Below are 24,223 nucleotides of genomic sequence, written 5' to 3' on the forward strand. Positions count from 1 at the left end.
GTGCCTCCTAATAGAGTGAATGACTGTTTCGTTCAACATATTGGTTATCGAGCCTACCGCGCATGGTGCGATAACTAAATGCCGTGTAACCAAGAATGATTGGAACCATAACAAAGGCAACGCCCGTCATGATATTGAGTGTCAGTTCGCTTGAAGTCGCATCCCATAACGTCAGGCTGTGATTGGTATTGAAGCTCGATGGCACAACAAACGGAAACATAGTGAAACCGGCCGTTAATACAATAGAGGCACTGGTTAAGCTAGAGCTGACAAATGCCATCAGGTCTTTCGATAGCCTGATACAGAAGAACGTCACAACAGGAAACGCGACACTGCCAATAGGTGCAAACCACATCCATGTGTACGTCTCGAAGTTACTTAACCATAACCCAGCACCTGCAATTACCGTTTTGTTTAGAGGGTTTGATTCACCATTATGATCAAGCAAACCAACCACTTGATAGCCCATAAGGTCATCAAGCACCAACCCACCAATCACCATCAAGATGAATACTGCCCACGCACTCATCTGGCCGACAGTTCGCGCTTTACCATAAATAGTGTGCTTAGTCTTCAGCAATAGCCAAGTGCTCCCCTGCAGTAGTGACATTGTCACGGCCACAATGCCACTCAGTAAACTAAACGGGTTAATCAAGTCCAAAAAGCTTCCGTGATAAGTCACCATTAGTAAGCTGTTTAATGAGAAGGATATCCCTTGTAATAGGTTACCGAAAGCAACACCAAACAACAGTGGTGGGAATACACCAGCAAAAGCAATCGCGTAGTCACACACACCTCTCCATTGTTGGCTTTCTACTTTGGCGCGATATTCAAGTGCAAGCGGACGTAGCCACAAACCAATCAAAACTAAGTACATAGCGATGTATAGGCTCGAAAATACTGTCGAGTAAACTAGAGGCCATGCCGCAAACAGCGCACCACCCGCCGTGATCAGCCACACTTGATTCCCGTCCCAATGCGGTGCAATGGAGTTAATCATCACGCGCCGCTCTGTGTCGGTTTTACCAATAATAGGTAATAAAGCACCAACACCCATATCGAACCCATCGGTGACCATAAAACCAATCAACAACACACCGATCAGCACCCACCAGATCATTTTTAACGTTTCATATTCAAACATAACGACTCCACTTTATTGTTGTGCTTGCAGTGCCAATTTGGCTGCGACTGAGTGATCACCTTGCTCATAGTGATAGCGACCTGTCTTTAAACTGCTTGGGCCTTTGCGCGCGACTTTCACCATCAAGTAACTTTCAACAATAATGAAGACTGTATAGAGCGCCATAATCAATGCTAAGGTGAGAATGACATCCTCAGCGGTTTGATGCGAAGCCGCCATGCTAACTGGCAGCACTTCCCCTACCGCCCAAGGCTGACGACCATACTCAGCAACGAACCAACCGGCTTCAATGGCAATCCAAGGCAGAGGAATCGACCACAAGGCCGCTTTAAGAACCCAAGGTTTCGCTGTGAATTTTTTACGGTAGGTTTGAAGGAAAGCAGCAACGAAGACAATCAGCATGACCACACCGCAGCCAACCATGATGCGGAATGACCAAAACAGTGGCCAAACGGTTGGAATGGAGTCGTCTGCCGCCATTTGGATTTGATGTTCGGTCGCGTCAGTGACAGTATCGGTGTAACGCTTAAGCATTAAGCCATAGCCGAGATCATGCTTAACTTCATCAAACGCTTCTGTTGTAGCATTTGAGTTATCACCAGCACGCAAGCGTTCCAGCAAATCATAAGCAATCATGCCGTAGCGGATACGATCAATATGTTGCTCTCGAAGATCATGGAGCCCTGTTACTTGTTCATCCAGTGAGCGCGTGGCGATGATTCCCATCAGATAAGGGATTTTCACCGCATAATCGGTTTCACCTTTCTCTTGGTTAGGTAAGCCAAAAAGAGTAAATGCGGCAGGCGCTGGCTCTGTGTGCCATTCAGCTTCAATGGCGGCCAGTTTCACCTTCTGAACATCGCCCAGTTCGTAGCCTGACTCATCTCCGAGTACCAGAACCGAAATAATTGATGCCATGCCAAAACAAGACGCAACAGCGAATGAGCGCTTGGCGAACTCAACGTCTCGCCCTTTCAGCAAGTAATACGCACTCACGCCGAGAATGAACATTGCACCGCAGGTATAAGCTGATGACACGGTATGTAGAAACTTCACTTGTGCAACAGGGTTGAGTACGACTTCAGCGAAACTGGTCATCTCCATTCGCATGGTTTGATAGTTAAACTCCGACCCAATCGGGTTTTGCATCCAACCATTGGCGACCAAGATCCATAACGCCGAGAAACTCGAACCCAGAGCCACGAACCATGTGACCACTAGGTGTTGGCGTGCAGACAAGCGCTCCCAGCCAAAGAAGAATAGCCCGACAAACGTCGACTCTAAGAAAAACGCCACCAGCGCTTCAATGGCAAGAGGCGCGCCAAAGATGTCGCCGACATAATGAGAATAGTAAGACCAATTAGTGCCGAACTGGAACTCCATAGTCAGGCCAGTTGTCACTCCTAACGCAAAGTTGATTCCGAAAAGTTTGCCCCAGAAGCGAGTCATGTCTTGGTAGATTTTTTTGCCTGTTAGCACATAGATAGACTCCATAATGGCCAACAAGCACGACATACCAATGGTTAGAGGGACGAAAAGGAAATGGAACATTGCCGTCAACGCAAACTGCAAGCGCGATAATTCAACAACATCAAACATTAAAGCTCCAAACATCATAATGATGACTTTCATACATAAGTTGGAGCGTATTTCAGCACAGTTCTCTCGAACCAAACTAGAACAGATAAGCGACTAAAAAATAGAACAGATTGGAAAATTCGTAACAGACAAGGTGCAGAGTTCAGACTGACTCTCGCTTGTCGTTACTTAACTCGCTAACTAACTCTCCTAAGGTTTTGATCGCCTGCGTTATCTTGTCGTCGCAAGCATAAGAGCTATTGAGTCGGATATGGTGATTAAAACGTTTATCACCGCTAAAGATGATTCCGGGAGCAACAGAAATATTGTGCTCGAGCGCTTTATCGTAAAGTGCTTCAACGCAAACATTCTTCGGTAGCTCAATCCAAATAAAGTAACCGCCTTGCGTTTGATGAATAACCGTATCTGAGGGCAAACAGTCGGTAAGCAAACTGATGTGATTCTGCTTGCGCTCATGGAGTACCTTTCGCAGCTTCTTAAGGTGATTGTCGTAGCTGTAATACGTCAGATAATGGGATAGTGCTAATTGAATTGGGATACTGCTCGATAATGTCGCTAGATGCTGTAGACGTTGGATTTTGAGCGCTTGTTGGCCAGCAACAACCCAGCCAATACGAAAGCCGGGCGAGAGTGACTTGGAGAACGATCCGCACAACAAAATATTCTCTTTCTTATCATAAGCTTTCGCTGGCAGACTCGAATCGCTACCCACGAATAACTCTCGATACACATCGTCTTCGATCATGGGCACATTATGATGATTCACCAGCTGAGCAAGGCGCTGCTTGTTTTCGCTGCTCATTGAGTACCCTACTGGATTTTGAGCCGCAGTCATAAACCAACACGCTTTGATGTCCATGGATGAGAATACTGAGGAGAGCACATCAAGATCGATCCCAGTCTCTGGGTCTGTTGGGATCTCTACCGCCGTGAGGTTTAATCGCTCTATGGTTTGAAGTACGCCATAAAAGGCGGGGTATTCTATGGCGACAAGATCACCTGGTTCAGTGCAAGACTGCAAACACAAACTCAACGCTTCCATTGCCCCAGAAGTGATGACGATATCATCCGGTAGAACATTGAGTCCATTCACCTGATAACGCTGCGCAATTTGTCTTCTTAGGGTTTGATTACCGGGAGGCAAGTTGGTCAGCATGCTATTGTCTGGCATTTGACGACTGGCACTCGCGAGGCTTCGCGACAGGGCTTGGTGAGGAAACAAAGACGGATCTGGGAAAGCAGAACTGAGTGGGATAATGCTTGGGTCTTTGGCCTTTTGAAGCACGTCATAAAGCAGGTCACTGATCCGCACTGAGTAAGGCGTGATGGCTTTTGAGTTGCTCTCATTCCCCGTCAGTACGTTTCGACGAGGTAATACAAAATAGCCTGACTTTGGTTTAGCATAGATATAGCCGGCAGCTTCAAGCTGTTGGTATGCTTGGAGAACCGTCTCAATACTCAGTTTATAGCGCTTACATGCATTTCTGATCGATGGTAGCTTCTCACCGCTCAACCAGATATTGTGCTCAATTTGATTTTTCAGTTTCTCTGCTAATACCTGAGACTTTTTCATGCGCTTCTTTCAAAAGACCTAACGATTGGCAATAAGGTTACTGCAAGAGAAGCAGATAGCAAGAAATACAGACGCTTAGCGTTTTATGCGTATACTTTTTGCTGATAGTTGCTGGAGTGTAGTTTTAACTGCGAGTTGCAGTATGGGCTAAAAAAGTAAAAGCACAGACTCGATAGCCTGTGCTTGATTGATTGTGTTACTAAGATCCGTTGACCGTTATAGCTTGAAGCGACTCAACTCTTGCTTAAGGTCGTTAGCTAATTGGTTAAGCTGATCAGCTTGAACAACAGCATCGGAAGCGTCTACGGCCATCACATCACTCACCTCACGCACCGATTCAGTATTAGTATTAATTTCAGCTGTCACTAGCGACTGCTCCTCCGCAGCAGAGGCAATTTGGGTCGCCATATCGCTGATCACCTGAATTGCTTCACGGATCTGCTCTAAGCTCTCACCCGCTAAGTTAACGTCATTCACACTGGTGCGCGCCATATCATGGCTCTGGTTCATCACTTTAACCGCACCATTAGTTGCTTGTTGAAGTCGTTTGATCTTGTCTTCAATCTCTTCAGTCGATGCGTGTGTTCTTTGCGACAATACGCGCACCTCATCAGCAACAACGGCAAAGCCTCGGCCCTGCTCACCCGCACGCGCAGCCTCGATAGCCGCATTCAATGCTAGCAGGTTGGTCTGCTCGGCTATCTCTCGAATCGTTGCCAGAATCGTCGCGATTTGCTGACCGTGCTCTTCAAGCTCACTGATGATGGATACAGCACCAGTTAACTCATTAGCCAACTCATTGATTGAGGCTTGGCTTTTCTCCATTTGCTGGAAGCCTTGCTCGCTCAACTCAACTGAATGGGTCGCGCTCTTAGCGGTATTATCTGCGTTAGATGCAATCTCTGACGTTGCTGTCGCCATTTCAGTTACTGCCGTAGCAACCATGGTGATTTCATCTTGCTGCTTGCCAACGCTCTCACTTCGCTTCATCGCGCTTTGGTTGGCATGTTCTGCACCATGGGTCATTGCTGAGGACACGTTACTCACGTTTTTCATCATCTCGTGGAGACGATCAATGAAGGTATTGAACTTATCAGCCAATTGCCCCACTTCATCATGGCTAGATACTGTCAGCCTACGTGTTAAATCTCCCTCGCCCTCTGCGATATCCGCCAGCGCTTCACCTACTCGACCTAACTCGACAAGTTGGCGAGCAACAAACCATGAGGTCGCGATAGCCATTACGATAAGTACAATCAAACCTGTCGTAACTTGGTTGATTAACATGGTAAATAGCGGTTGTTCCAAGACCTCTTTGTTCATTTCTATCACAAGCATCCAATCGGTATTCTTGATTGGTTCCGCCATAATCACTTTATCTACGCCGTCTACGTCCGCGTAAAGCGTCGTTAAATTCGCAGCTGCTGAGTTTAAGCTCGCAACATTTAGCTCGGGCGCAATATCGGTGATCTTCTTGAGAATGAAATCTTTGTTACTGTGCGCAACCACTGTGCCTTGAGTGTCGATCAAAATAGCGCGACCATCACCCGGTACTGGAATCGCCAATACGTCTTGAATCAACTTATCTAAAGCGAGGTTAGACGCTGCTACCCCAACGATTTGACCATTTTCAAACACAGGATCCGTCAGCGTAACCACCAAGGTTTGCATGGTGACACTCACGTAAGGTTTGGTGGTAATTGCTCTGTTCGCCGCCAACGTCTCTTTGTACCAACCGCGAACACGTGGGTCATAACCGGGTTTATTCAAAGAAGGATCATGACGGAACATTTCCCCATCTTTGTTTCCAAAATAACTGAGGCCGAATCCACCTGACACCAAGGTTTGGCGCAAGTGGGGTACCACATCCAGATCTGGGTTCAATGAGATTTGTTGTTGTAATCCGTTTACTGCTTGTTTCTTGTCGTGAAACCAATCACTAATGCCTTTGGCGTGAGCATGGAGCGTATTTCGGCTTTCACTCTCTATCGCTTGCCAGCTATTGGTTTGAAACGTTTTGTAGCCAATAAAAAGTAAAATGGCAGATGTCACCGCAATCGCCAAAACCACAGAGGAAACCATTTTCCTCTTTAGACTAAATTGCATAATTTAGAGCCTCTTATAAAACTTAGAACATGAGTTAGTGTTTTATAGTCTCACCTATGCAACTGATTTTATGAGAGTTTCGACTCAATAATGAAACAAGTTGGGTATGATTTGTCAATATGTGACTTGTGCAATACCAAAGTAGTATGGAACCCGCTACGAAGGTGTGCTGATGAAATAAAGATACTTTAATGAGATATAGATAATTAAATACCGCTATTCGAAAACTGACAATAGAAGTGTTTAAAACAAGAGCCAAAATTCAGATACAAAAAAACCAGTCACTAGGACTGGTTTGATTGAATAATGGAGGCGCCTCCCGGAGTCGAACCGAGGTCCACTGATTTGCAGAGCTTGGCTCTAACTATGAGAGAGTACGAACTATCTGCATCAACTCGTATCTATTGGTATCCAGCCAACACTAATCATAGTAAATACAAACACATAAATCCTGTACAAAACTTTAACCGCACATCCAAACCTACGCTATTCCGAGATAAGTTCGGGAATTTCATCCAGGCCACTTTCAGCGATGGTTGGAGCACCTTGTACCGTGACACCATCACAACTAACGTAAACCTTACCGTTCCTACGTACTTGAGTACACTCTTCAGGAATAATTTCTTTTTCAATAGTCTCAGTTACTGTTTCTGTAACCGTTTTAATAATAGGCTCTTCCGTTACCATTCGATACAAATAGTAAAGCCCCAAAGCTGCGGCAATTGTGGTAGCAAATAATAACACAAGCAAAAAAGCCAACTTTAACCATCTTAGCACTCTGTCTAATCTACTATTCCAAACACCATCTGAACTCTCTTTCCTTGCACTTGCCTCTTTAGAGAGAGCCTTTGCATTGGCTTCAGCGGCTCGACGATTAGCCTCTGCCGCTTTTCGTTGCTCATTCGCGATCTGTAATTCAATGTGCGAATTGCGATTCTTTTGCTTATTGAGCTTTGAACGTTCCTCTTCGATGAATATTGCCTGTTTTACAGCTGTTAGCTCTGAGTTATCAGGATGACTAGCAACCGTATTTTTTGCATTTTCTTCTGCACTACCCAATGGAGTAGACGTTGGCTCTATTTGGGGTTCATTATGCAGGTTGTTTTGTGTTTCGGTCTGAGTCGTGTTCTGACTGTTCTGATTCAGTTGCGAAATCATTTGCCGCATCCGAATCTGGTATAGTTGTGTTAAGTCGAGGCTGCGCATTAATTAATTCCTCTAGCTCTTTACCTGTAATATCTGCTGGTACTGGGATAATTCGTTCATGGATGATTACCTGAGGGTCTTTAATGAACATTGGTTCAGGAACAGGTTTAATCTTATCTACATATACTGGAACTTCCGTTGGTACTTCGACAATTTTGTCGACCTCTACCGCAACTTCTTTTTCGACAATTTTTTCGACCTCTACAATCTTTTCTACTTCAACTTCTTTCTCAACAACCTTCTCAATCTCAACTATCTTCTCAACTTCGACTTCGACTGGAACTTCAACCTCGATGATCTTCTCTACTTCCACTTCTGTAGGAATCTCTCTGATTTTTTCTACTTCAACTTCTCGAGTTTTATTCCGACGATGGACCCAAACTCTCATGTAACGAATCATTTTTCGGTAAGTAACTTCACGACGAGATTTCCTTTTACGTCGCAGTTTCATACTATCGGCGAGACTATCTAACGTCGCTTTTTTCTTTCTAAGAGTTCTAGCTCTCAAAGAGCGCGCAATATTCTGAAGCAATGTGTGCCTGACTTTTTTACTCTCCAAACGTTTTTCTCTCGCAATTCTGTTCTCTTCCGAGTTAAGCGACAAAAACAAGTTGAGCAAGAAATACACAGGGTATATCAACCCAGATACAAGCATCATAAATAAATCAAAAGGTCTTTGTACCTCAACATTAAACAGAGCAAATACCGACACAACAGCTTTTTCATAAGCAGCTTTCTTTAAAATAAATCCCGACTCAGTGCCTGCAAATTGATTCTTACTCTGTGTATTTTCTAACTTACGTTCATCGATTGCAGCTTGAGTCTTATCCAAATTATCTTGAATACGAGTTAATCGTTGTTGATTACTATCTCGAGTAGTATTTAAGTTCGATACATCACTTGCAATGCGTGCAGCCTGGTCTTCAAAAGCCTTTACAGAGGATGCACAGTCAGCGACAGCAGAACAATCTAAGGCCTTTAATCTTCGATCACTAGCTTGATCATTAAGCTCTTGGATCTGTATATTTTTAAGAGATATCTGATTATTTATTGAAACCTGTTCAGTTCTAATCTCTGTCAACTGGCGTTCAAACTTTTCAATATTCGTTAGTAACGTAGTCAAATATTCTTCACTGTTAGAAGTCAGTGTCTTCGCTTCTTCAACTTTGCGAATTTCTTCTGTAGCTAACGAGTCCAGGTAACTATTTACACCCGCATAGCATAGAAACCAAAATGATGGGACAAGAACGAACATCGAAACTTTAAGAACTCGACTAGATACACTCCACTCTTTGATAACTGCTGATGTCCAAATTAGCACAGCTATTTCTGCACAGCCTAATAGAATGCCAAATGGAGAAATCGGTATAAATGGGATTAAAGGGTCAGCAGCAAAAAGAACATCGTACCCTTTTACATTGAAAATTATGATCATGCCGCCCATGACATAAAGCATCAAGGTTAATCCCAAGTGTTCAGGGAGTTTTGAAGTTTCTATATTCATTAATACATCTCTACGGAAAAGTATCTACGTATGTTTTGAGTTTTAAGGATCAACATGTCATCACGACCATATTCAGCCATAAACATGTTGTACAAATCCATATCACCATCAACTACTTTCCAATAGTCGAGATATTCCTTATACACGGCTTCTATGAACTCTGGTGTATCCGGCTTACTTGGTATATATGGTCGATGGAAACCAATCTCAGCCCCATTTTGTATTCGCTTTTGAGTTCCAGCTGCATATATAAATCCGCAAGTAGAATAGCAACGCATATATTTGTCAGCATCAGTATCCCAGTTATTCTCATGCAGATACAATCCGATAAGAACGCCTTCATCTAAGACTCCCCCCGGACTATGAAGCATTAAACGGTTGAGTGTGAGCCCCTTCTTCTCAAAGTGTTCGACATATCTAAGAAATTTATTGTAAGCGCCTTGTACAATAGGGCCTTCTCCATACAGGTAATAACCGTGTTCGTCTTCCCCAATCATGAAACTTAGTTTTTGTGAGTATTGTAATGGGTGCTGATATTTCTCTGGGGCAAAAAATTGTGGCCCCCCCCCCCCCCCCCCCCCCCCCCCCCCCCCCCCCCCCCCCCCCCCCCCCCCCCCCCCCCCCCCCCCCCCCCCCCCCCCCCCCCCCCCCCCCCCCCCCCCCTTTGAGTCTGGTACGGACAAGTGTTCTATTGTAGTTTCTGTTGTCTGGTCGTTATCAGGTTGCTTCGGGGTCGCCGCAATACTAGGAGTTTTAATGTCTGTTGAAGTCTTTGATTCGTTCTTGCTAACTTCCAAACTTTGATGATCAGAGTCGATGCTAGATGAACATGCAGAAATTAGGCTGCATAAAAGAATAAGACTACATCTTAGCTCTGAATTCATTTATATAACCATAGTATATTAAAAGGCTTCAAATTATATTAACTGATTGACTCAAAATCAACAATAGAGTAAGAACTTTAACCCTTAGTTTGTTTTCTATTTATCTAAACCAATTCTGTTGAATTAACAAAATCATCAATAGCAGTGAAGGAAAATTAAATCATGACTCATTAACCAAATACACTTTCCTAAAACAAAATTTCTAAATTCAATCACACATTAACAATTTGTCCGTACACCGTAATTTATATTATGTTGATTAGACAACTTTTTGCCATAGAGCCTATATATTGTGACTGATTACCTATCAGAATAAACTAGTCTGAAGGGCATTATTTGAGTCGTGATAATTCAACTACTACTTATCCAACTAAAGCAACCTAAAGAAATGGATTGGAAGCACAATAAGCCCATACAAGTAATTCTGCCTTCATGTAAGGTGTAAATTGCTTTAACAGAGTTGAATTTTTCCTGAGCTATTGTCGTGTATACCAAATTCAAGAAAAACATACCAAAAAAGCCCCAGCATAAATGCTGGGGCTTTTGGGATAATGGAGGCGCCTCCCGGAGTCGAACCGAGGTCCACGGATTTGCAATCCGCTGCATAGCCACTCTGCCAAGGCGCCTTAAATTGATTGTCGTAGTCTAAGGTAACTACGTGTCTCTTTAGAAGAGAAATAGATGGTGCCCCGGGCCGGACTTGAACCGGCACAGCGCGAACGCCGAGGGATTTTAAATCCCTTGTGTCTACCAATTCCACCACCAGGGCACGCAATTCTTTATTGCGATGCCGTTACGATTCGTAAACACCATCTTAATGTCGATGCTAATCAACATTACAAAATTTATAGCAACACACGAGATTCTCTGTCTTTAAGATTTAGGCGAGACATTAACCTTGTTAAGGTTGCGTTCTACCAACTGAGCTAGTGCGCATAGTATTCAAACTTAAAGTTTGAATGGAGGCGCCTCCCGGAGTCGAACCGAGGTCCACGGATTTGCAATCCGCTGCATAGCCACTCTGCCAAGGCGCCTTTTTATTTCAACACGTTAGGATGTTGTCCCGCTGTGTTCGGGTGCTTACTTTACGGATTGAGAAAGGATAGTCAAATAAAAATGTGCATTTAAATTCTGTTTGCTGACATTTAAATCAAATTGCTGCACCTTCCACCTATTCATACAGAAATCGTACAGCAATTTACATCACCATTTTTTCATTAAACGCCCAACGAGGCTTGGATGGTACGACCAACAGTGATCAAACATACTCATTAATTGAGGGTTGCCGTACTTAGAAAGGCTCACAGCGTGGAAGCGGTTCTTGTGTTGTTTCAATTTCTCAACCTGCGCAATCATCTCATCAGACTGCTTAGGTGCGATAAAGTCAGAAAGCACAACCAAATCTGCGTTCTTGTATTTATCACCCATCATGAGATCAATCGACTTCATCAAGACTGGTTCTAGATCGGTACCGCCGTGGAATGAGTAACTTAAGAAGTCACTCGCTTCACGCAATCCATCCTGACGAGTTAACTCATAAGTAATTTGCTCTGAAGAGAACAGAATTACGTAACAATCGCGCTCTTCTGCCAATGCAATTTGCATCAGAGCATAAGCCATAGCTTTAGCTGATTGTTCTGGGAATCCGCTCATTGAGCCAGAGGCGTCAACACAGACGATAAATGGCCCTTTCTCGATGTCGACATTCTTAGCATCTGGCTTTTGCGCTTTCACTTTTCTTAAGGTACGAGATTTACCTTGAGAGCGGTAACTCAATAAGCGCTTATCAGCTAAATGCTTATAGAAGATAACTTCAAGTTCTGGGTAAGCCAAAAACATGGTCTCATTTGGCAGCATCTTATTAAGGTCGTCACTTTCGTGAATACCGACAATATCGTCTACCGCTTCATCGGCTTTTTCTTCGACCATTTGAAGCTCTTCGACTGGCGCTTTATGCAGTGACGGGTCATCTTCTAAACCAGCCATACGACCAAGCTTCTCGGCAATCTCTTGAAGCCCTTTGTGCTTGTTAAGGAACTCTGCATGACGCTTCATTACCGTAAGGTCGGTTTTGCTCAGCTTGGCTGACGCCATATCCCACAAACGCCCTACACTGCCTTCATCACCAGATTCCGTCACTTTGTCCATGTTTTTCATGGTTTCCATGCGCTGGTAAAGGTCAGCAAGCACTTTCTCTTTGCTTGCTTCAAGCTCGGTTACCTGAGCTTGCTTGATCGCTTCAGACAGGGCTTGATACCACTGGTCACAGAAGTAGTGCGGGAACATGGCGTTATACACGCCCTTATTGTGTTCAAGCAGACGGCGAGCTTGTAGATAAAACGCAGAGTGCCACTCCAGCTTTTTGATCACCGAGTCGATCTCTTCAAAAAACTGCTCTTCATTCCAGTGAATCACTTCTTGGTAGAGGGCAATTTCTTGTTGAAATCGATCGGTTTCGCAGACTTTGGTGACGCGTTTTTTTACCTTGCCACGCCACTTAACTAAATGGTTTTTAACAGAGGTTTTAACACCTTTGTTTTCCGCCGCCATCATCACTTGCGAGCGGGCCAATAAGTCATTCATTGCAGTATCAATGATGCCAGAGTCTGCCACCATTAAAGCCAGATTTAATCCGTCTGCTCCTAACATATAGGGTCCCCTTACTCGAAGTATTGGCTCATGAACTTGATACGCTGAACGATCTTACTGCTCTTAACCTGTGTGGTCTCAAGATCTTGAGTGATGGATTGCAAGCTTGCTTCCATCGCCTTCGGTAATTCAGGGTCAATAAAGTTATGTGGTAGCGCACCATGGAAATCTGAGCGCACTTTCTTAAGGTTAAATTCTGCGTCTTGAAGTTGTTTAAGCGCGGCTTCTGCACCTGTTAACCATTTGTCGTATAGTTCTTTGTCCAGACCATCAGACGTCACGACGCTCACTAACACTGAACGGTTAGCAATGTCTTTGATAACGAGTTGGTTGGATGCATCTAAATCCAGCTTGAGACGACATAGGTTCTTGTTTTCATTTACGTAACCATAGATGTCACCGTGACCTTCTTTGATCACGCGGTCGAAATCATCTTTAGCAACGTAAACCCAGCGACTGTCGCCTTTTTCAGATTCAGACACTGACATGTTGCTTTGCAGTAGTACCAATTTCACTAGGTTGTAGGCACTACCAACGCTGTACATTTTCGCGTTCTTGATATCGTGCTGGTAAATGTCTTTACGCAGTAGACCGCTACTCGTTTCCATTGAAAGAGATACAGATAGAGTTGACTCTACATCGTCTTGAATCTCTTCTAACTCTTCACGTGCAAGCTCAATTTGGTGTTTTGATTCTTGTTGGTCAAACGCTCGGTTCAACGCAAAATCGTTAACGACACTACGAACCACGTCACGAGACTCTGGGCTATGCCATAAACAGTCTTGAAGTAACATGATATCAAGCGGATTAACGGTATCACGGCCACTGAAGAAGGCACTTGCTTTAAGCAGCTTAACGGCTTTCTTCCAACGACGGTCAGACACGTAAAGATCTGAGTCTGACATTGCGCCGCCCTGCTTCTTCACTGTCTCTTCAAGCATGGTTTTAAGCTCGTAAAGCTTGTCGAAGGCGTTGTCGTTAAGCTCTAGACGATCTAACTCCTTCTGCCATTGGTGATATTCAATATCAGTGATAGCCAGACCCGGTGGGATGGTCGCTTCTTGAGGTGTACCCGTGGTTAGCATCGACTTAAAGTTCTGCTTATTCTGGATACGGTTTACGAACACGCGCACCAACATACGGTCATAAAGTGCCTCTAGGCCGCTGTCTTCATCTGGTAACTCGTTAGATGCAGAGACCAACAGTCGCATAGGAACACGTTCGATGTCGCTGCCGTTTTTAAAGGTTTTTTCGTTAACAACGGTCAATAGCGTATTAAGGATTGCTGGGCCGGCTTTCCAAATCTCATCAAGGAAAACAACCTGAGCTGTTGGCAAGTAACCCTCAGTTAAACGCACGTAACGACCATTGTCTTTCAATTCTTGAATACTCAACGGGCCAAAAACTTCTTCTGGGGTTGAGAAGCGCGTCATCAAATATTCGAAGTAGCTACTGTTATCGAAAGCTTGTATTAAACGTTTCGCGATCAAACTTTTCGCGATACCCGGAGGACCAAGCAAGAAAACACTTTCGCCTGCAAGCGCAGCAAGTAAACAAAGTTTAATGGTGTCTTCACGTTCGTAAACACCGTCAGATAAGGCTTGAGCAAGCTTGTTAATGCGTTCGGAGAGTAATGCTTTGTCAGCATGGGAGGATACAGAAGGATTCATCACAGCAAAACTCCGGAAACTTTCAAGATAATTAAGAGTGTAGATATGTTTTTATACATTTGTTAGCACTTTGTTACAAGTGTATTTTATTGTTGAGTAGCATTTATATCAGATGGTTAGGTTGGTAATTTTGGTGTAATCAAAGATTCCAATTTTGAGAATAGAGTCACAATGTGTGATGAGTTTCGTGGAACGCATTCAGAATTTTTCTTTTATTTTCGACATAATTGGCGTTATGGTGGTCGACGTCTTATATGTCCGGCAATTGGCAAGGAAAGTGACTACCACTCCATGAAAACAATAATCCACAAATGGAAAAGCATCTCACTTATAGAAGAGGATGTTAAATTACCCACCGGGTCTTCAATAACTCACACTACGATTCAACATCCTGGCGCAGCAGTCATACTTCCCATCACGTCTAACGGAAAGGTCATTCTTATCAATCAATTTAGACCTTCGTTAAAAAAATGGCTGTTAGAACTCCCAGCAGGCACGATGGAACAAGGTGAAACACCTTTAGATTGTGCCAAGCGAGAACTCGAAGAAGAGACTGGTTACAGTGCTGGTCAATTTCAAAGTTTGGGGCAAGTGACTCCACTCGCTGGCTTCTGTGATGAGATCCAGCATCTATTCGTTGCATCAGAACTCAACCTAACCACACGCTTTAGCTGTGATGATGACGAAGTCATTGAAGTGCTTGAGCTGACTGTTGAAGAGCTTCAACAAAAAATTCGTAACGACCAAATTACCGATACCAAAACTATCGCGTGTTTAAGTAAAGCCCAGCTTTGCGGCTACCTATAGGAGAGAAATATGGACTTTCGTTCTGATACCGTCACCAAACCAAGTCAGGCTATGCGCCAAGTTATGGCTAACGCAGAGGTTGGCGACGATGTCTACGGTGATGATCCGACTGTAAACGACTTAGAGCAGTGGGCAGCCGAAGAAGCGGGTTTTGAAGCCGCCATGTTCACTTCATCGGGCACGCAAGCCAACCTTTTGGGGTTAATGGCACATTGTGGTCGCGGTGATGAATACTTGTGTGGGCAGCAAGCTCACAACTATAAATATGAAGCTGGAGGTGCCGCGGTTCTCGGTTCAATTCAGCCACAACCGATTGAGAATAACCCAGACGGTACTCTAGACTTTGGCAAACTCGAAAGTGCAATCAAACCTGACGACAGCCATTTCGCTCGCACAACGCTACTGAGCTTAGAAAACACCATCAATGGTAAAGTGTTACCACTCTCCTACTTGGCAGAAGCTCGTGAGTTTACCAACAAGCACGGTTTAAAACTGCATTTAGATGGTGCTCGTGTTTACAACGCAGCGGCGGCATTAGATGTTCCCGTTAAAGAAATCGCTCAGCACTTTGACTCAATGACCATCTGTTTATCTAAAGGTCTGGGGGCTCCGGTTGGTTCACTGCTTCTAGGCAGCAAAGAGTATATCGCTAAAGCACGTCGCCTAAGAAAAATGGTGGGGGGCGGTATGCGCCAGGCCGGTATCTTGGCGGCAGCAGGTAAAATGGCGCTTACAGAAAACGTAGAACAACTGAAGACCGACCACAAAAACGCGAAAGATCTCGCGATTGGCCTTAGCGAATTGCCAGGCTTCTCAGTGAACCCTGACTTTGTTCAAACTAACATCGTATTCGCCAAGCTAGATGACAGTGTCGATATCGCAGCAATCGCAAATAAGCTGGCAGCAAAAGAGATCACTATTACTCCAAGCAACCCTATTCGCTTTGTGACACACCGTGATATCTCTAGCGCAGATATCGCTCGCTTCCTCACAGAGCTTAAAGCCGTTCTTTAGTTACTGCTTGCGCCCCAAATAACTGAATAAAACCAAACCCTATGTTGCTAATCACAATATAGGGTTTATTTTTGCCTTCAAAAAGCTCCGCCTACCCTCGACGTAAAACAAGATAAGCCGACTTCAGCCTGTGCTAAGCTCAATAAACTAAAGCACTTGGTTGTTTTTCTACCGATATATCGCAGTGCAAAGCCTATATAGCTTTACACGCCCTATCGAACCCTTACAATGTGCTCAAAATATTTTTACAAGGTTTATCTCTATGTCTATCCAATGGTTTCCGGGCCACATGCACAAAGCCCGCAAAGAAATCGAAGAAGTTATCCCTAAAGTTGACGTTATCATTGAAGTACTAGATGCGCGTATTCCATTTAGTTCAGAAAACCCAATGATTGCAGAGATCAAAGCAGGTAAACCGGTAGTTAAAGTTCTAAACAAACGCGACCTAGCCGATCCAGAGCTAACACAGATGTGGATTGAGCACTTTGAAAAAGAGCAAGGTGTAAAAGCGATCGCAATTACCACCAGCGTTAAAGAAGAAGTGAATCACATCATGGAGCTGGTACGTAAGTTAGCTCCTCACCGTGAAGAGATCGGTAAAAACATTCGTACCATGATCATGGGTATTCCAAACGTTGGTAAATCAACCATCATCAACTGCCTAGCCGGTCGTACTATCGCTGTAACAGGTAACCAACCTGCAGTTACTCGTCGCCAGCAACGCATCAACCTACAAAACGGTGTGGTGCTTTCCGATACTCCGGGAATCTTGTGGCCAAAAGTGGAAAACCCACACAGTGGCTTCCGCCTAGCAGCAACTGGTGCAGTAAAAGATACTGCAATGGAATACGATGAAGTAGCTTTCTACACAGTAGAGTACTTGGCGAAGCAATACCCTCACCTACTGAAAGAGCGTTACCAAATCGAAGAACTACCAGAGTCAGACATTGAACTGATGGAAGAGATCGGTCGCAAGCGCGGTGCACTGCGTGCAGGCGGTCATATCGATTTGCATAAATGTTCAGAAATTCTACTTCATGAACTGCGCAACGGCACACTAGGTCAAGTGACTCTAGAGCTACCAGAGATGATCACACAAGAGCTGATTGAAGTAGAACAAGAAGCACTACGTAAAGCTGAAGAGAAAGCAAAGAAAAAAGAAGAGCGTCGTAAGCGTTACCTGAAGAACAAGCGCTAATTATTGCCCACATTCGCGTAAACTCGTTACGCGAATTTTCCGGCTTTTCGCGCCCTAATGATATCGTTAGGGCGTTACTTCTCAGCATTACCCCGTCATTGATAGAACTAATATCTTGTCACATAAATAAAATCTAAAATTTACATTAGTGAGTTTCATAGACATACTGACGCATTATTTTGTGATCCCGTAGCGAATTTTAAGATGCGTTCATATCCCGGTTTTCAAAACCAGCGTTTCAAAACCTATTTTGATAATGAAATATACCTGCCGTATGTCAATTTCATCTACCTACCGATCACTATATTTCTAGCCTTTATCATCACCGACTTCATTCATTTTGGTGACCAGTGCATCATGCCTATTGTTCTGCGCGTCATTCTTTCAGCACTGATGGCGGGAGCCGCGTATTACTGCATAAATAATCGACCAAACATACTACAACAGTTAGAGAGTTTACTACTGATAACGAGTGCACTGTTTCTTGTTGTCGTTGGAAGGATAGCCATCGGCTTTGGAAATTATGATTACCAAGGCGGCGTCATTCTAGTAATGATTTATCTGGGTACCTTCTCTCGCCTATCTGCTCGATACAGTTTATTTACCCTAACCTGCATACTGGCTAGCTATCTTATCGGTTTATCGCCACTTCTTTATGCCGCTGAACCTGCGCATGAGCTTGAAATTATCTCTATCTATTTAGCAACCTACGTATTGGTTGCCGCAGCAAGCTTAAGAAGAGACTTAGAAGTTCATAAACGCTTCTCCCAATCTGAACAACTGCGCAAGCAGGCGATCCAGCTGAGAAAACAATCGAACCTGTTTGAAGCACTCTCTTACCAAGATGCTCTAACCGGCTGCTACAACAGACTTTATCTTCATCAAGTTATCGAGCCGAACATCAATCGCAATCAATCTATGACAACCATTATGATCGATATCGACCACTTTAAGTCGGTCAACGATACATACGGTCACCAAACTGGCGATATGGTTATCAAAGAACTTGCGAAAGCGATTAAGGCTAAGCTGCCAGTTAAGAGCAACCTTTTCAGATATGGTGGAGAAGAGTTTCTGATTATTGCTCAAGGGTTAAATAGCACCCAGGCGCAACAACTTTCCGATAGTTTGCTCACATCACCTTCAAAGCTTTCTTTGGACGTGACAGTTTCTGTTGGCGTAAAACATATTGATCGCGCAGTTGGTTCGGTTGAACAATTGATTGAAGATGCTGATAGAGCGCTTTACCAATCTAAGAAGAATGGGCGTAACTGCATTTCATGGTGCACCGTCTCCTACCCCAATGTAGAAACTGCAGCAGTCTAAACACGGCACAAATAAAAAGCCCCGAGCTAATCCTCGGGGCTTTCTATTTTTAATCGTGCTAACTTTATCAAGCTGGCGTTTGTAGTTGCTGAGCTAAAGTCGAAGGTGAAGGCCAAGAGTAGACTTTCTCTTTTACTTTACTGCCGCAAGGCGCATCCCAAATTTGCTCAAGCTCTTCTTTACCACCGATGGACTCATAAAACCCGATAGCTTGCTTGTTTTTAGACATCACCTCTAAGTAAAGGCCACTATCAGCATAGTATTGCTCAAGTCTCTCTGAGAGCTCTGATAACAAGCGTTTACCAATCCCACGACCACGGTAGGCGTTATCAACATGCAACGCATCAATAAAAGTACCACGGTCGAAGTTGTGATTTCCGAATGCACATACAAACCCAACAAGCAGCCCACCTTCTTCAAGAAGTAAAACATGTTGGTTAAAAGGAGGGTTGATAAGACGTGTTTGCCAAATTACCGATCTGTCTTCTAGAACGTCCTGATCTAGATATTGGTCAGCAAGAATACCTCGATAGTAGATTTTCCAACTGTCTGCATGTAACTGTGCGATACGCTCGTAATCTTTATATTCAGCTACTCTAATTTCCATTTATTAGCCCTTAGCACTTCCATTTATTTATAACTTCTACATTTAATACTACTTACCTACAAAATTAAAGCAAAACATACTATTAAAACCCGACAGCTAATAGGTACTTACACTTTGATTCTTGACTTACACGTGTACGCTGATATTCTAGCGCACATCTGTACGCTCAATGGAATATGCTGATGACAACTGCCAATACAACGCAAAATAAGAAGCCGCCTCTGATCTGGCTAAACGTTTTTATCTTCTCTTTTAGTATGCTTTTGGCTCTAGTTGCCGCCCCTCTATATGGCTACTACAACGGCTATGGCGCGGAGCATTGGGTTTGGTTGGCGATCTGTTTTAGCTTTTGTAATCTATCAATAACAACGGGTTACCATCGTTTGTGGTCACACAAGGCGTTTGAAGCACATTCTAGCTTACGATTCCTTTTTGCTTTGGGTGGCGCATTTGCACTTCAAAACAGTGCCCTTCACTGGTCTTCAGATCACCGAGTACATCACAAGCATGTCGATAATAACGACAAAGACCCATACTCAGCTAAACGTGGTTTTTGGTACTCGCATATCGGTTGGATGATTCGCAACTACAACACCTCAATTTATAAAAATTACGAAAATTGCCGCGATCTTAAAAAAGACAAAATTGTGATGTGGCAGCATAAGCATTACATCTTGCTAGCACTGATCATGAATTTTGGTGTCCCTATCGCGCTTGGCGTGATCTATGGTGACGTGATTGGCATGTTGCTAATGGTTGGTGCAGTTCGTTTAGTACTTAACCATCACACCACTTTCTTCATTAACTCGCTAGCTCACATCTGGGGTAGCCAACCTTTCACAGATAAGAACACAGCACGTGATAATGGCATTCTTGCGGTTTTGACTTTTGGCGAGGGTTACCACAACTTTCATCATATTTTTGAGAATGATTACCGCAATGGCATTTACTGGTGGCAATACGATCCAACTAAATGGCTGATCAAAAGCGCGTCGCTATGCGGCCTAACATCGAAATTAAAGAAAACGCCACAGGCTCGAATTGAGAAAGCAGAAGCTACGATGCTATTAAAGCGTACTCAACAGAAAATCATGCATCGAGCAGACAACATTCAAATTGCGGAGAAACTGCAAGCAGAGTTCGACTCTCTTGTTGCAAACATGAATGAATACTACGCGGTGAAAAAGCAGTTGCTTGAGAGCAAACGAGACGATGTAGTTAAGAAGTATGAGCACTCATTGCTTAAAGTTCGTTACCAACAAATCAAGCTCAATTTTGAACAGCAGAAGCGTAATTGGGCCCAAACAATAGAACAGTACGCTTAACCTTTTAATAACATATTCTGTTTTTTATCAAGCGCCTAGGCTAAAACAGCCTCGGCGCTTTTTCGTTTTTATTACCCTGTTTATGATTTGGGTTGAATAAAAACTCTAATCAAATCTGAAGCAACATCTAATATCACACTTACAATGTAAGAAAACGTTTGCTTACATTTCTAGTTGTGATCAAAGTCACTTACGGAATTTCATTTTGTAACATAGAATGCGCGCCCTCCTGTTCCACGGACTACAAAAGCGAATCATTTTATGAAAATGTTAAAAACATCACTGGCGCTAGCAATCTCTACTACCCTTTTATTCGGCTGCGGTGACGAAACAACAAACAATTACTACCCAGAAGTTCCTAAGCCTGAAGTTCCACAACCGACTCCTGTAGACAGCAAAGGACGCATCGCAGTATTTAACCTATCTTTCGATCGTTATACCTACGAAGATCTTGTTGCAGAAATGAAGCTGACTAAACCAGAGCAAGATGCACTGATTAAAGGCTGGCAAGATAAAACGCTGTCTGATGAAGACAACGCAACAGCTCTTAAAGTAATCCAGATTCGCAACGTAGCTGCAATCATCCAGACTGAGCGCCCAGCAGTTATTATGATGGCAGAGTTCAACAACGACGGTACTGCGGAAAACAATGACGCTATCATTGGTTTCCGTTTGAACTACCTTGCGGTTTCTCAAAACTCGAATAGTTTTGACCAAGACGGTATTCAATTAGAGCCAATCGTATTCCAATACTTTGCTAACTTCGCAACCAACACCGGTCTATTAAACGAGTTTGGTTTTGACTTAGATAACGATGGTAATGCAGGCCAGCTCCCAGGCGATGCATGGGGCTTTGGTAATTACCACGGACAATATGCGTTCGCTCTAATGTCAATGTACGAAATTGATCACGACAACATTCGTACTTTCCAAAAATTCAAATGGAGCGATATGCCTTCGGCTACCATGCCAACGATCACCAACTGTAATGATTCTTGGAACCCGATCCCTGAAGGTATGGAATGTGGTGATGATTGGTATACTGCTGAAGAATGGGCAGAAGTTCGCCTTTCTTCTAAAAACCACGTTGACGCACCAATCCTGATCCCGCAAAACGATGGCACTACTGACACAATTCATCTGCTTATGTCTCACCCGACACCACCGATTTTCGATACAGGTAAGAACAAGGTTCAAAATGCTGATGAAGTTAACTTCTGGGTTGATTACATCGAAGGTAAAAGCTACATGTACGATGATAAAGGTGTGACAGGCGGTTTAGCTGATGATGCCAAGTTCGTAGTAATGGGCGACCTTAATGCCGATCCTCTTAAAGGCGATGGCGACCTAACAGCAATCAATGCACTAATGGATCACGACAAAGTTAACCGTTTAGCAACGTTTGGTCCATTAGCACCAGCTAGCCTTGGTGGCCCAGAATGTCTAGCGCTTGGCGAATGTAAAGAAGCAAACTGGGATACTCCATACCCAGGTCAAGTAACAAGCACGAGTGGCCTCCGTCTTGATCACGTTGTTCCATCAGAGAACCTAACTATTTCAGATTCTGGCGTGTACTGGCCTGCTACATTTGAAGATGGTCGTCTATTGATGAATGATGAGCGTGTAGGCAACTACGGTAACGGTAAAGATATCTCTTCTGACCATCGCATGGTTTGGATCAAAGCTGAAATCCATAACTAATATTGCCGCTTAAGCTTTTTCAATAATGCCCGACTCTTGAGTTGGGCATTTTTTATTTTCTTTTTGTAATTATTACTCAAGCAACCCTCTTTAATTATGGACTCAAGTATCCATAGTTATTGGATTTGGGCACTCTTTAATCCCGTCTATAAACTGCCTATATTACTTGCACTTACCGCGTGAAATACCAAGGAACAAAGAATGAGCAAGCTAACTATTATTGCAACTATCATCGCGAAACAAGACCGCATCGACCTAGTTAAATCTGAACTGATCAAATTAATCGAGCCTACTCGTGTAGAGGAAGGTTGTATCAATTACGATCTGCACCAAGACAACGACAAACCTGCTCACTTCGTTTTTCATGAAAATTGGGAATCAGAAACTCTGTTAGAGAAGCATTTAGGCAGCCAACATATCGCGGACTACCTTGCGGCAACTGAAGGTTCGGTTGAATCGTTTATTATCAACAAAATGACTCACGTCGCCTAAGTAACTTCTCACGACTTTAGAATACCCCGTTAATAAAACGGGGTTTTGTCGTTTTAAGGACTTGTGATTTTTTATCCATAACGAAAAAACCCGCCAACTACGGCGGGCATGGTCAAACTTTGTGACTGCTTATAACAGCTCTATAGCAACCATCAAACCAATATTGAGCGTTAACTATGACTAAATAACGCTCTGATATCTCTTTGCTTTTTAGCTAACACGGGGGCATTAGTTGAAAGCACGAGCCAAGATACCATTCCCTTGATATTGGTAAACACTTGAATTGTTACTCACAAAAACCGACTCTCCCGGCTTCAATGTGATGCTTTGCCCTTCTGAAGTCACCGTCGCTTCCCCTTCCACACAGAACAGGATTTCCGCGCTACGAAGATACTGAGATTTACTTTCATCTGTAGCAGATAAGATATCAAAACCAAAATCATCCACTGGAATTGGATAACTCATTTTGCCCTCTTTTAGCACTGGCTTAAGACGGATGTCTTGCGGCTTGATAGGCTCAAAAATAGTGTTGTCAATCAGCTCTGGAACATCAATGTACTTTGGCGTTAAACCTGCTCGCAGAACGTTGTCGGAGTTCGCCATGATCTCTAAACCAGTACCTTGAACATAAGCGTGTGGTGTTTCCGCAAACAAAAACATGGCTTCTCCCGGTGCGAGTTCAACCGTGTTTAACATCAATGGCGCAAACAAACCGATGTCACCTGGGTAGTGCTGTTTAAAGTCTTGGCTGTATTGCAAAGCTTCTCTGCCCATTACCGTCTTAGCCGGACGTCGATGTGCCGCGTACAATTCCTGTAACGCCGTTTCTTTCTTTTCGCCTTCTAACGACATGATCGCGGTAAAAAATGCTTTCAATGAATCACTGTCGGCATTGGCTTTAAGAACGTTTAACTCAATCGCTAACGACGGAATATCAGCCTCTTCAAACAAAGCAATAATGTCTTCAATCGGTCTGAATCCATTCATCGCCTTGTAGAAGGTTAACGCGTAAACCAGCTCGGGCTTATGGTTTGGATCTTTATAGTTACGATTAGCTGCATTCAATGGAATACCTTCTGCGTTCTCGCGCTCGAAACCTATTTCAGATTTACGTTTGTTTGGGTGAACTTGAATAGACAAGGGTGTTTCCGCAGCCAGCACCTTAAATAGGAAAGGTAATTCACCAAAGCGTGCCGCTGTATAGCCGCCTAAAACGTCAATCTTGTTCTCGTCAATCACATGAGAGAGAGTTTCGCCTGTGTCACCGACCTTCGAACAACCATTTGGGTGAGCTCCCATCCAGATCTCAGCTTGTGGTTCTTGATTAGGATTTACAATACCGAACAATTGGTTAATGGAGTCTTTACTGCCCCATTCGTAGTTTTGAATAACATTGTCGAGTTTAAATAGAGACATAA

Annotated in this window: 19 protein-coding genes and 3 tRNA genes; 8 read left to right on the forward strand and 14 right to left on the reverse strand. The window is 43.6% G+C overall.

The features are described from left to right. Positions 1 to 7 precede the first annotated feature (7 nt). The 7 genes from cydB to VFDL14_RS24770 form a co-directional block, all read right to left on the reverse strand. A complete protein-coding gene (gene cydB / locus VFDL14_RS05125; protein WP_032552631.1) occupies positions 8 to 1,144 on the reverse strand; it encodes a cytochrome d ubiquinol oxidase subunit II in 1,137 nt (378 codons plus the stop codon). A 12-nt stretch (positions 1,145 to 1,156) separates the two neighbouring features. After that, positions 1,157 to 2,743, reverse strand: a complete 1,587-nt coding sequence (locus VFDL14_RS05120; RefSeq protein ID WP_032552632.1) for a cytochrome ubiquinol oxidase subunit I — start codon at positions 2,741 to 2,743, stop codon at positions 1,157 to 1,159. Positions 2,744 to 2,885: 142 nt separating this feature from the next. After that, positions 2,886 to 4,316, reverse strand: coding sequence for a PLP-dependent aminotransferase family protein (locus VFDL14_RS05115; protein WP_032552633.1), 1,431 nt, complete (start codon positions 4,314 to 4,316; stop codon positions 2,886 to 2,888). A gap of 216 nt (positions 4,317 to 4,532) precedes the next feature. Continuing rightward, positions 4,533 to 6,398, reverse strand: a complete 1,866-nt coding sequence (locus VFDL14_RS05110; RefSeq protein WP_032552634.1) for a methyl-accepting chemotaxis protein — start codon at positions 6,396 to 6,398, stop codon at positions 4,533 to 4,535. Positions 6,399 to 6,908: 510 nt separating this feature from the next. After that, positions 6,909 to 7,580 carry a hypothetical protein gene (locus VFDL14_RS05105; protein WP_152549272.1) on the reverse strand — a complete coding sequence of 224 codons (672 nt, stop codon included), beginning with the start codon at positions 7,578 to 7,580 and terminating at the stop codon, positions 6,909 to 6,911. Then, positions 7,513 to 9,132, reverse strand: a complete 1,620-nt coding sequence (locus tag VFDL14_RS24860) for a hypothetical protein (RefSeq protein WP_200870300.1) — start codon at positions 9,130 to 9,132, stop codon at positions 7,513 to 7,515. The genes VFDL14_RS05105 and VFDL14_RS24860 overlap by 68 nt, the downstream gene beginning before the upstream one ends. Then, a complete protein-coding gene (locus tag VFDL14_RS24770; protein WP_167332349.1) occupies positions 9,132 to 9,629 on the reverse strand; it encodes a hypothetical protein in 498 nt (165 codons plus the stop codon). The genes VFDL14_RS24860 and VFDL14_RS24770 overlap by 1 nt, the downstream gene beginning before the upstream one ends. A 30-nt stretch (positions 9,630 to 9,659) precedes the next feature. On the opposite strand from VFDL14_RS24770, the gene VFDL14_RS24775 reads away from it, so the two are divergent. Beyond that, positions 9,660 to 9,800, forward strand: coding sequence for a hypothetical protein (locus tag VFDL14_RS24775; protein WP_167332350.1), 141 nt, complete (start codon positions 9,660 to 9,662; stop codon positions 9,798 to 9,800). A gap of 768 nt (positions 9,801 to 10,568) precedes the next feature. On the opposite strand, the gene VFDL14_RS05095 is transcribed toward VFDL14_RS24775, so the two are convergent. The 5 genes from VFDL14_RS05095 to VFDL14_RS05075 form a co-directional block, all read right to left on the reverse strand. Beyond that, positions 10,569 to 10,642 (reverse strand) — tRNA-Cys (locus VFDL14_RS05095). A 56-nt stretch (positions 10,643 to 10,698) separates the two neighbouring features. Beyond that, positions 10,699 to 10,785: transfer RNA gene (locus VFDL14_RS05090), tRNA-Leu, on the reverse strand. Positions 10,786 to 10,976: 191 nt separating this feature from the next. Beyond that, positions 10,977 to 11,050 (reverse strand) — tRNA-Cys (locus tag VFDL14_RS05085). 169 nt (positions 11,051 to 11,219) lie between these two features. Then, positions 11,220 to 12,665, reverse strand: coding sequence for an ATPase RavA stimulator ViaA (viaA, locus tag VFDL14_RS05080; RefSeq protein ID WP_032552636.1), 1,446 nt, complete (start codon positions 12,663 to 12,665; stop codon positions 11,220 to 11,222). Between the two features lie 11 nt (positions 12,666 to 12,676). Beyond that, entirely contained in the window at positions 12,677 to 14,335 is a 1,659-nt protein-coding gene (locus VFDL14_RS05075) for an ATPase RavA domain-containing protein (RefSeq protein ID WP_032552637.1), read from the reverse strand. 291 nt (positions 14,336 to 14,626) lie between these two features. On the opposite strand from VFDL14_RS05075, the gene VFDL14_RS05070 reads away from it, so the two are divergent. The 4 genes from VFDL14_RS05070 (at position 14,627) to VFDL14_RS05055 (ending at position 18,680) form a co-directional block, all read left to right on the forward strand. Then, positions 14,627 to 15,142, forward strand: coding sequence for an NUDIX hydrolase (locus tag VFDL14_RS05070; RefSeq protein ID WP_032552638.1), 516 nt, complete (start codon positions 14,627 to 14,629; stop codon positions 15,140 to 15,142). Positions 15,143 to 15,151: 9 nt separating this feature from the next. Next, positions 15,152 to 16,156, forward strand: a complete 1,005-nt coding sequence (gene ltaE, locus VFDL14_RS05065; RefSeq protein WP_032552639.1) for a low-specificity L-threonine aldolase — start codon at positions 15,152 to 15,154, stop codon at positions 16,154 to 16,156. Between the two features lie 262 nt (positions 16,157 to 16,418). Then, positions 16,419 to 17,354: a ribosome biogenesis GTPase YlqF gene (gene ylqF, locus VFDL14_RS05060; RefSeq protein ID WP_032552640.1), complete on the forward strand. Its 936-nt coding sequence runs from the start codon at positions 16,419 to 16,421 to the stop codon at positions 17,352 to 17,354. Between the two features lie 267 nt (positions 17,355 to 17,621). Further along, positions 17,622 to 18,680, forward strand: coding sequence for a sensor domain-containing diguanylate cyclase (locus tag VFDL14_RS05055; protein ID WP_050487486.1), 1,059 nt, complete (start codon positions 17,622 to 17,624; stop codon positions 18,678 to 18,680). A gap of 67 nt (positions 18,681 to 18,747) precedes the next feature. Here the strand turns inward: VFDL14_RS05055 and VFDL14_RS05050 are convergent, their stop codons facing one another. Continuing rightward, on the reverse strand, positions 18,748 to 19,287 hold the full coding sequence (locus VFDL14_RS05050; RefSeq protein WP_032552641.1) for a GNAT family N-acetyltransferase: 540 nt from the start codon (positions 19,285 to 19,287) through the stop codon (positions 18,748 to 18,750). Positions 19,288 to 19,469: 182 nt separating this feature from the next. On the opposite strand from VFDL14_RS05050, the gene VFDL14_RS05045 reads away from it, so the two are divergent. The 3 genes from VFDL14_RS05045 (at position 19,470) to VFDL14_RS05035 (ending at position 22,805) form a co-directional block, all read left to right on the forward strand. After that, on the forward strand, positions 19,470 to 20,612 hold the full coding sequence (locus tag VFDL14_RS05045; protein WP_032552642.1) for an acyl-CoA desaturase: 1,143 nt from the start codon (positions 19,470 to 19,472) through the stop codon (positions 20,610 to 20,612). A gap of 261 nt (positions 20,613 to 20,873) precedes the next feature. Then, a complete protein-coding gene (locus tag VFDL14_RS05040) occupies positions 20,874 to 22,313 on the forward strand; it encodes an endonuclease/exonuclease/phosphatase family protein (RefSeq protein ID WP_032552643.1) in 1,440 nt (479 codons plus the stop codon). A gap of 201 nt (positions 22,314 to 22,514) precedes the next feature. Further along, entirely contained in the window at positions 22,515 to 22,805 is a 291-nt protein-coding gene (locus tag VFDL14_RS05035) for a putative quinol monooxygenase (protein ID WP_032552644.1), read from the forward strand. Positions 22,806 to 23,033: 228 nt separating this feature from the next. On the opposite strand, the gene manA is transcribed toward VFDL14_RS05035, so the two are convergent. After that, positions 23,034 to 24,221, reverse strand: a complete 1,188-nt coding sequence (gene manA, locus VFDL14_RS05030; RefSeq protein WP_032552645.1) for a mannose-6-phosphate isomerase, class I — start codon at positions 24,219 to 24,221, stop codon at positions 23,034 to 23,036. Positions 24,222 to 24,223 lie beyond the last annotated feature (2 nt).

This window comes from Vibrio fortis, assembly GCF_000695685.1.
Taxonomy (GTDB): Bacteria; Pseudomonadota; Gammaproteobacteria; order Enterobacterales; family Vibrionaceae; genus Vibrio; species Vibrio fortis_A.

Coding starts and splice junctions, on each gene's coding strand:
- cydB (WP_032552631.1), bottom strand. CDS start 1,144: ATGTTTGAATATGAAACGTTAAAAATGATCTGGTGGGTGCTGATCGGT.
- VFDL14_RS05120 (WP_032552632.1), bottom strand. CDS start 2,743: ATGTTTGATGTTGTTGAATTATCGCGCTTGCAGTTTGCGTTGACGGCA.
- VFDL14_RS05115 (WP_032552633.1), bottom strand. CDS start 4,316: ATGAAAAAGTCTCAGGTATTAGCAGAGAAACTGAAAAATCAAATTGAG.
- VFDL14_RS05110 (WP_032552634.1), bottom strand. CDS start 6,398: ATGGTTTCCTCTGTGGTTTTGGCGATTGCGGTGACATCTGCCATTTTA.
- VFDL14_RS05105 (WP_152549272.1), bottom strand. CDS start 7,580: ATGATTTCGCAACTGAATCAGAACAGTCAGAACACGACTCAGACCGAA.
- VFDL14_RS24860 (WP_200870300.1), bottom strand. CDS start 9,132: ATGAATATAGAAACTTCAAAACTCCCTGAACACTTGGGATTAACCTTG.
- VFDL14_RS24770 (WP_167332349.1), bottom strand. CDS start 9,629: ATGATTGGGGAAGACGAACACGGTTATTACCTGTATGGAGAAGGCCCT.
- viaA (WP_032552636.1), bottom strand. CDS start 12,665: ATGTTAGGAGCAGACGGATTAAATCTGGCTTTAATGGTGGCAGACTCT.
- VFDL14_RS05075 (WP_032552637.1), bottom strand. CDS start 14,335: ATGAATCCTTCTGTATCCTCCCATGCTGACAAAGCATTACTCTCCGAA.
- VFDL14_RS05070 (WP_032552638.1), top strand. CDS start 14,627: ATGAAAACAATAATCCACAAATGGAAAAGCATCTCACTTATAGAAGAG.
- ltaE (WP_032552639.1), top strand. CDS start 15,152: ATGGACTTTCGTTCTGATACCGTCACCAAACCAAGTCAGGCTATGCGC.
- ylqF (WP_032552640.1), top strand. CDS start 16,419: ATGTCTATCCAATGGTTTCCGGGCCACATGCACAAAGCCCGCAAAGAA.
- VFDL14_RS05050 (WP_032552641.1), bottom strand. CDS start 19,287: ATGGAAATTAGAGTAGCTGAATATAAAGATTACGAGCGTATCGCACAG.
- VFDL14_RS05045 (WP_032552642.1), top strand. CDS start 19,470: ATGACAACTGCCAATACAACGCAAAATAAGAAGCCGCCTCTGATCTGG.
- VFDL14_RS05040 (WP_032552643.1), top strand. CDS start 20,874: ATGAAAATGTTAAAAACATCACTGGCGCTAGCAATCTCTACTACCCTT.
- VFDL14_RS05035 (WP_032552644.1), top strand. CDS start 22,515: ATGAGCAAGCTAACTATTATTGCAACTATCATCGCGAAACAAGACCGC.
- manA (WP_032552645.1), bottom strand. CDS start 24,221: ATGTCTCTATTTAAACTCGACAATGTTATTCAAAACTACGAATGGGGC.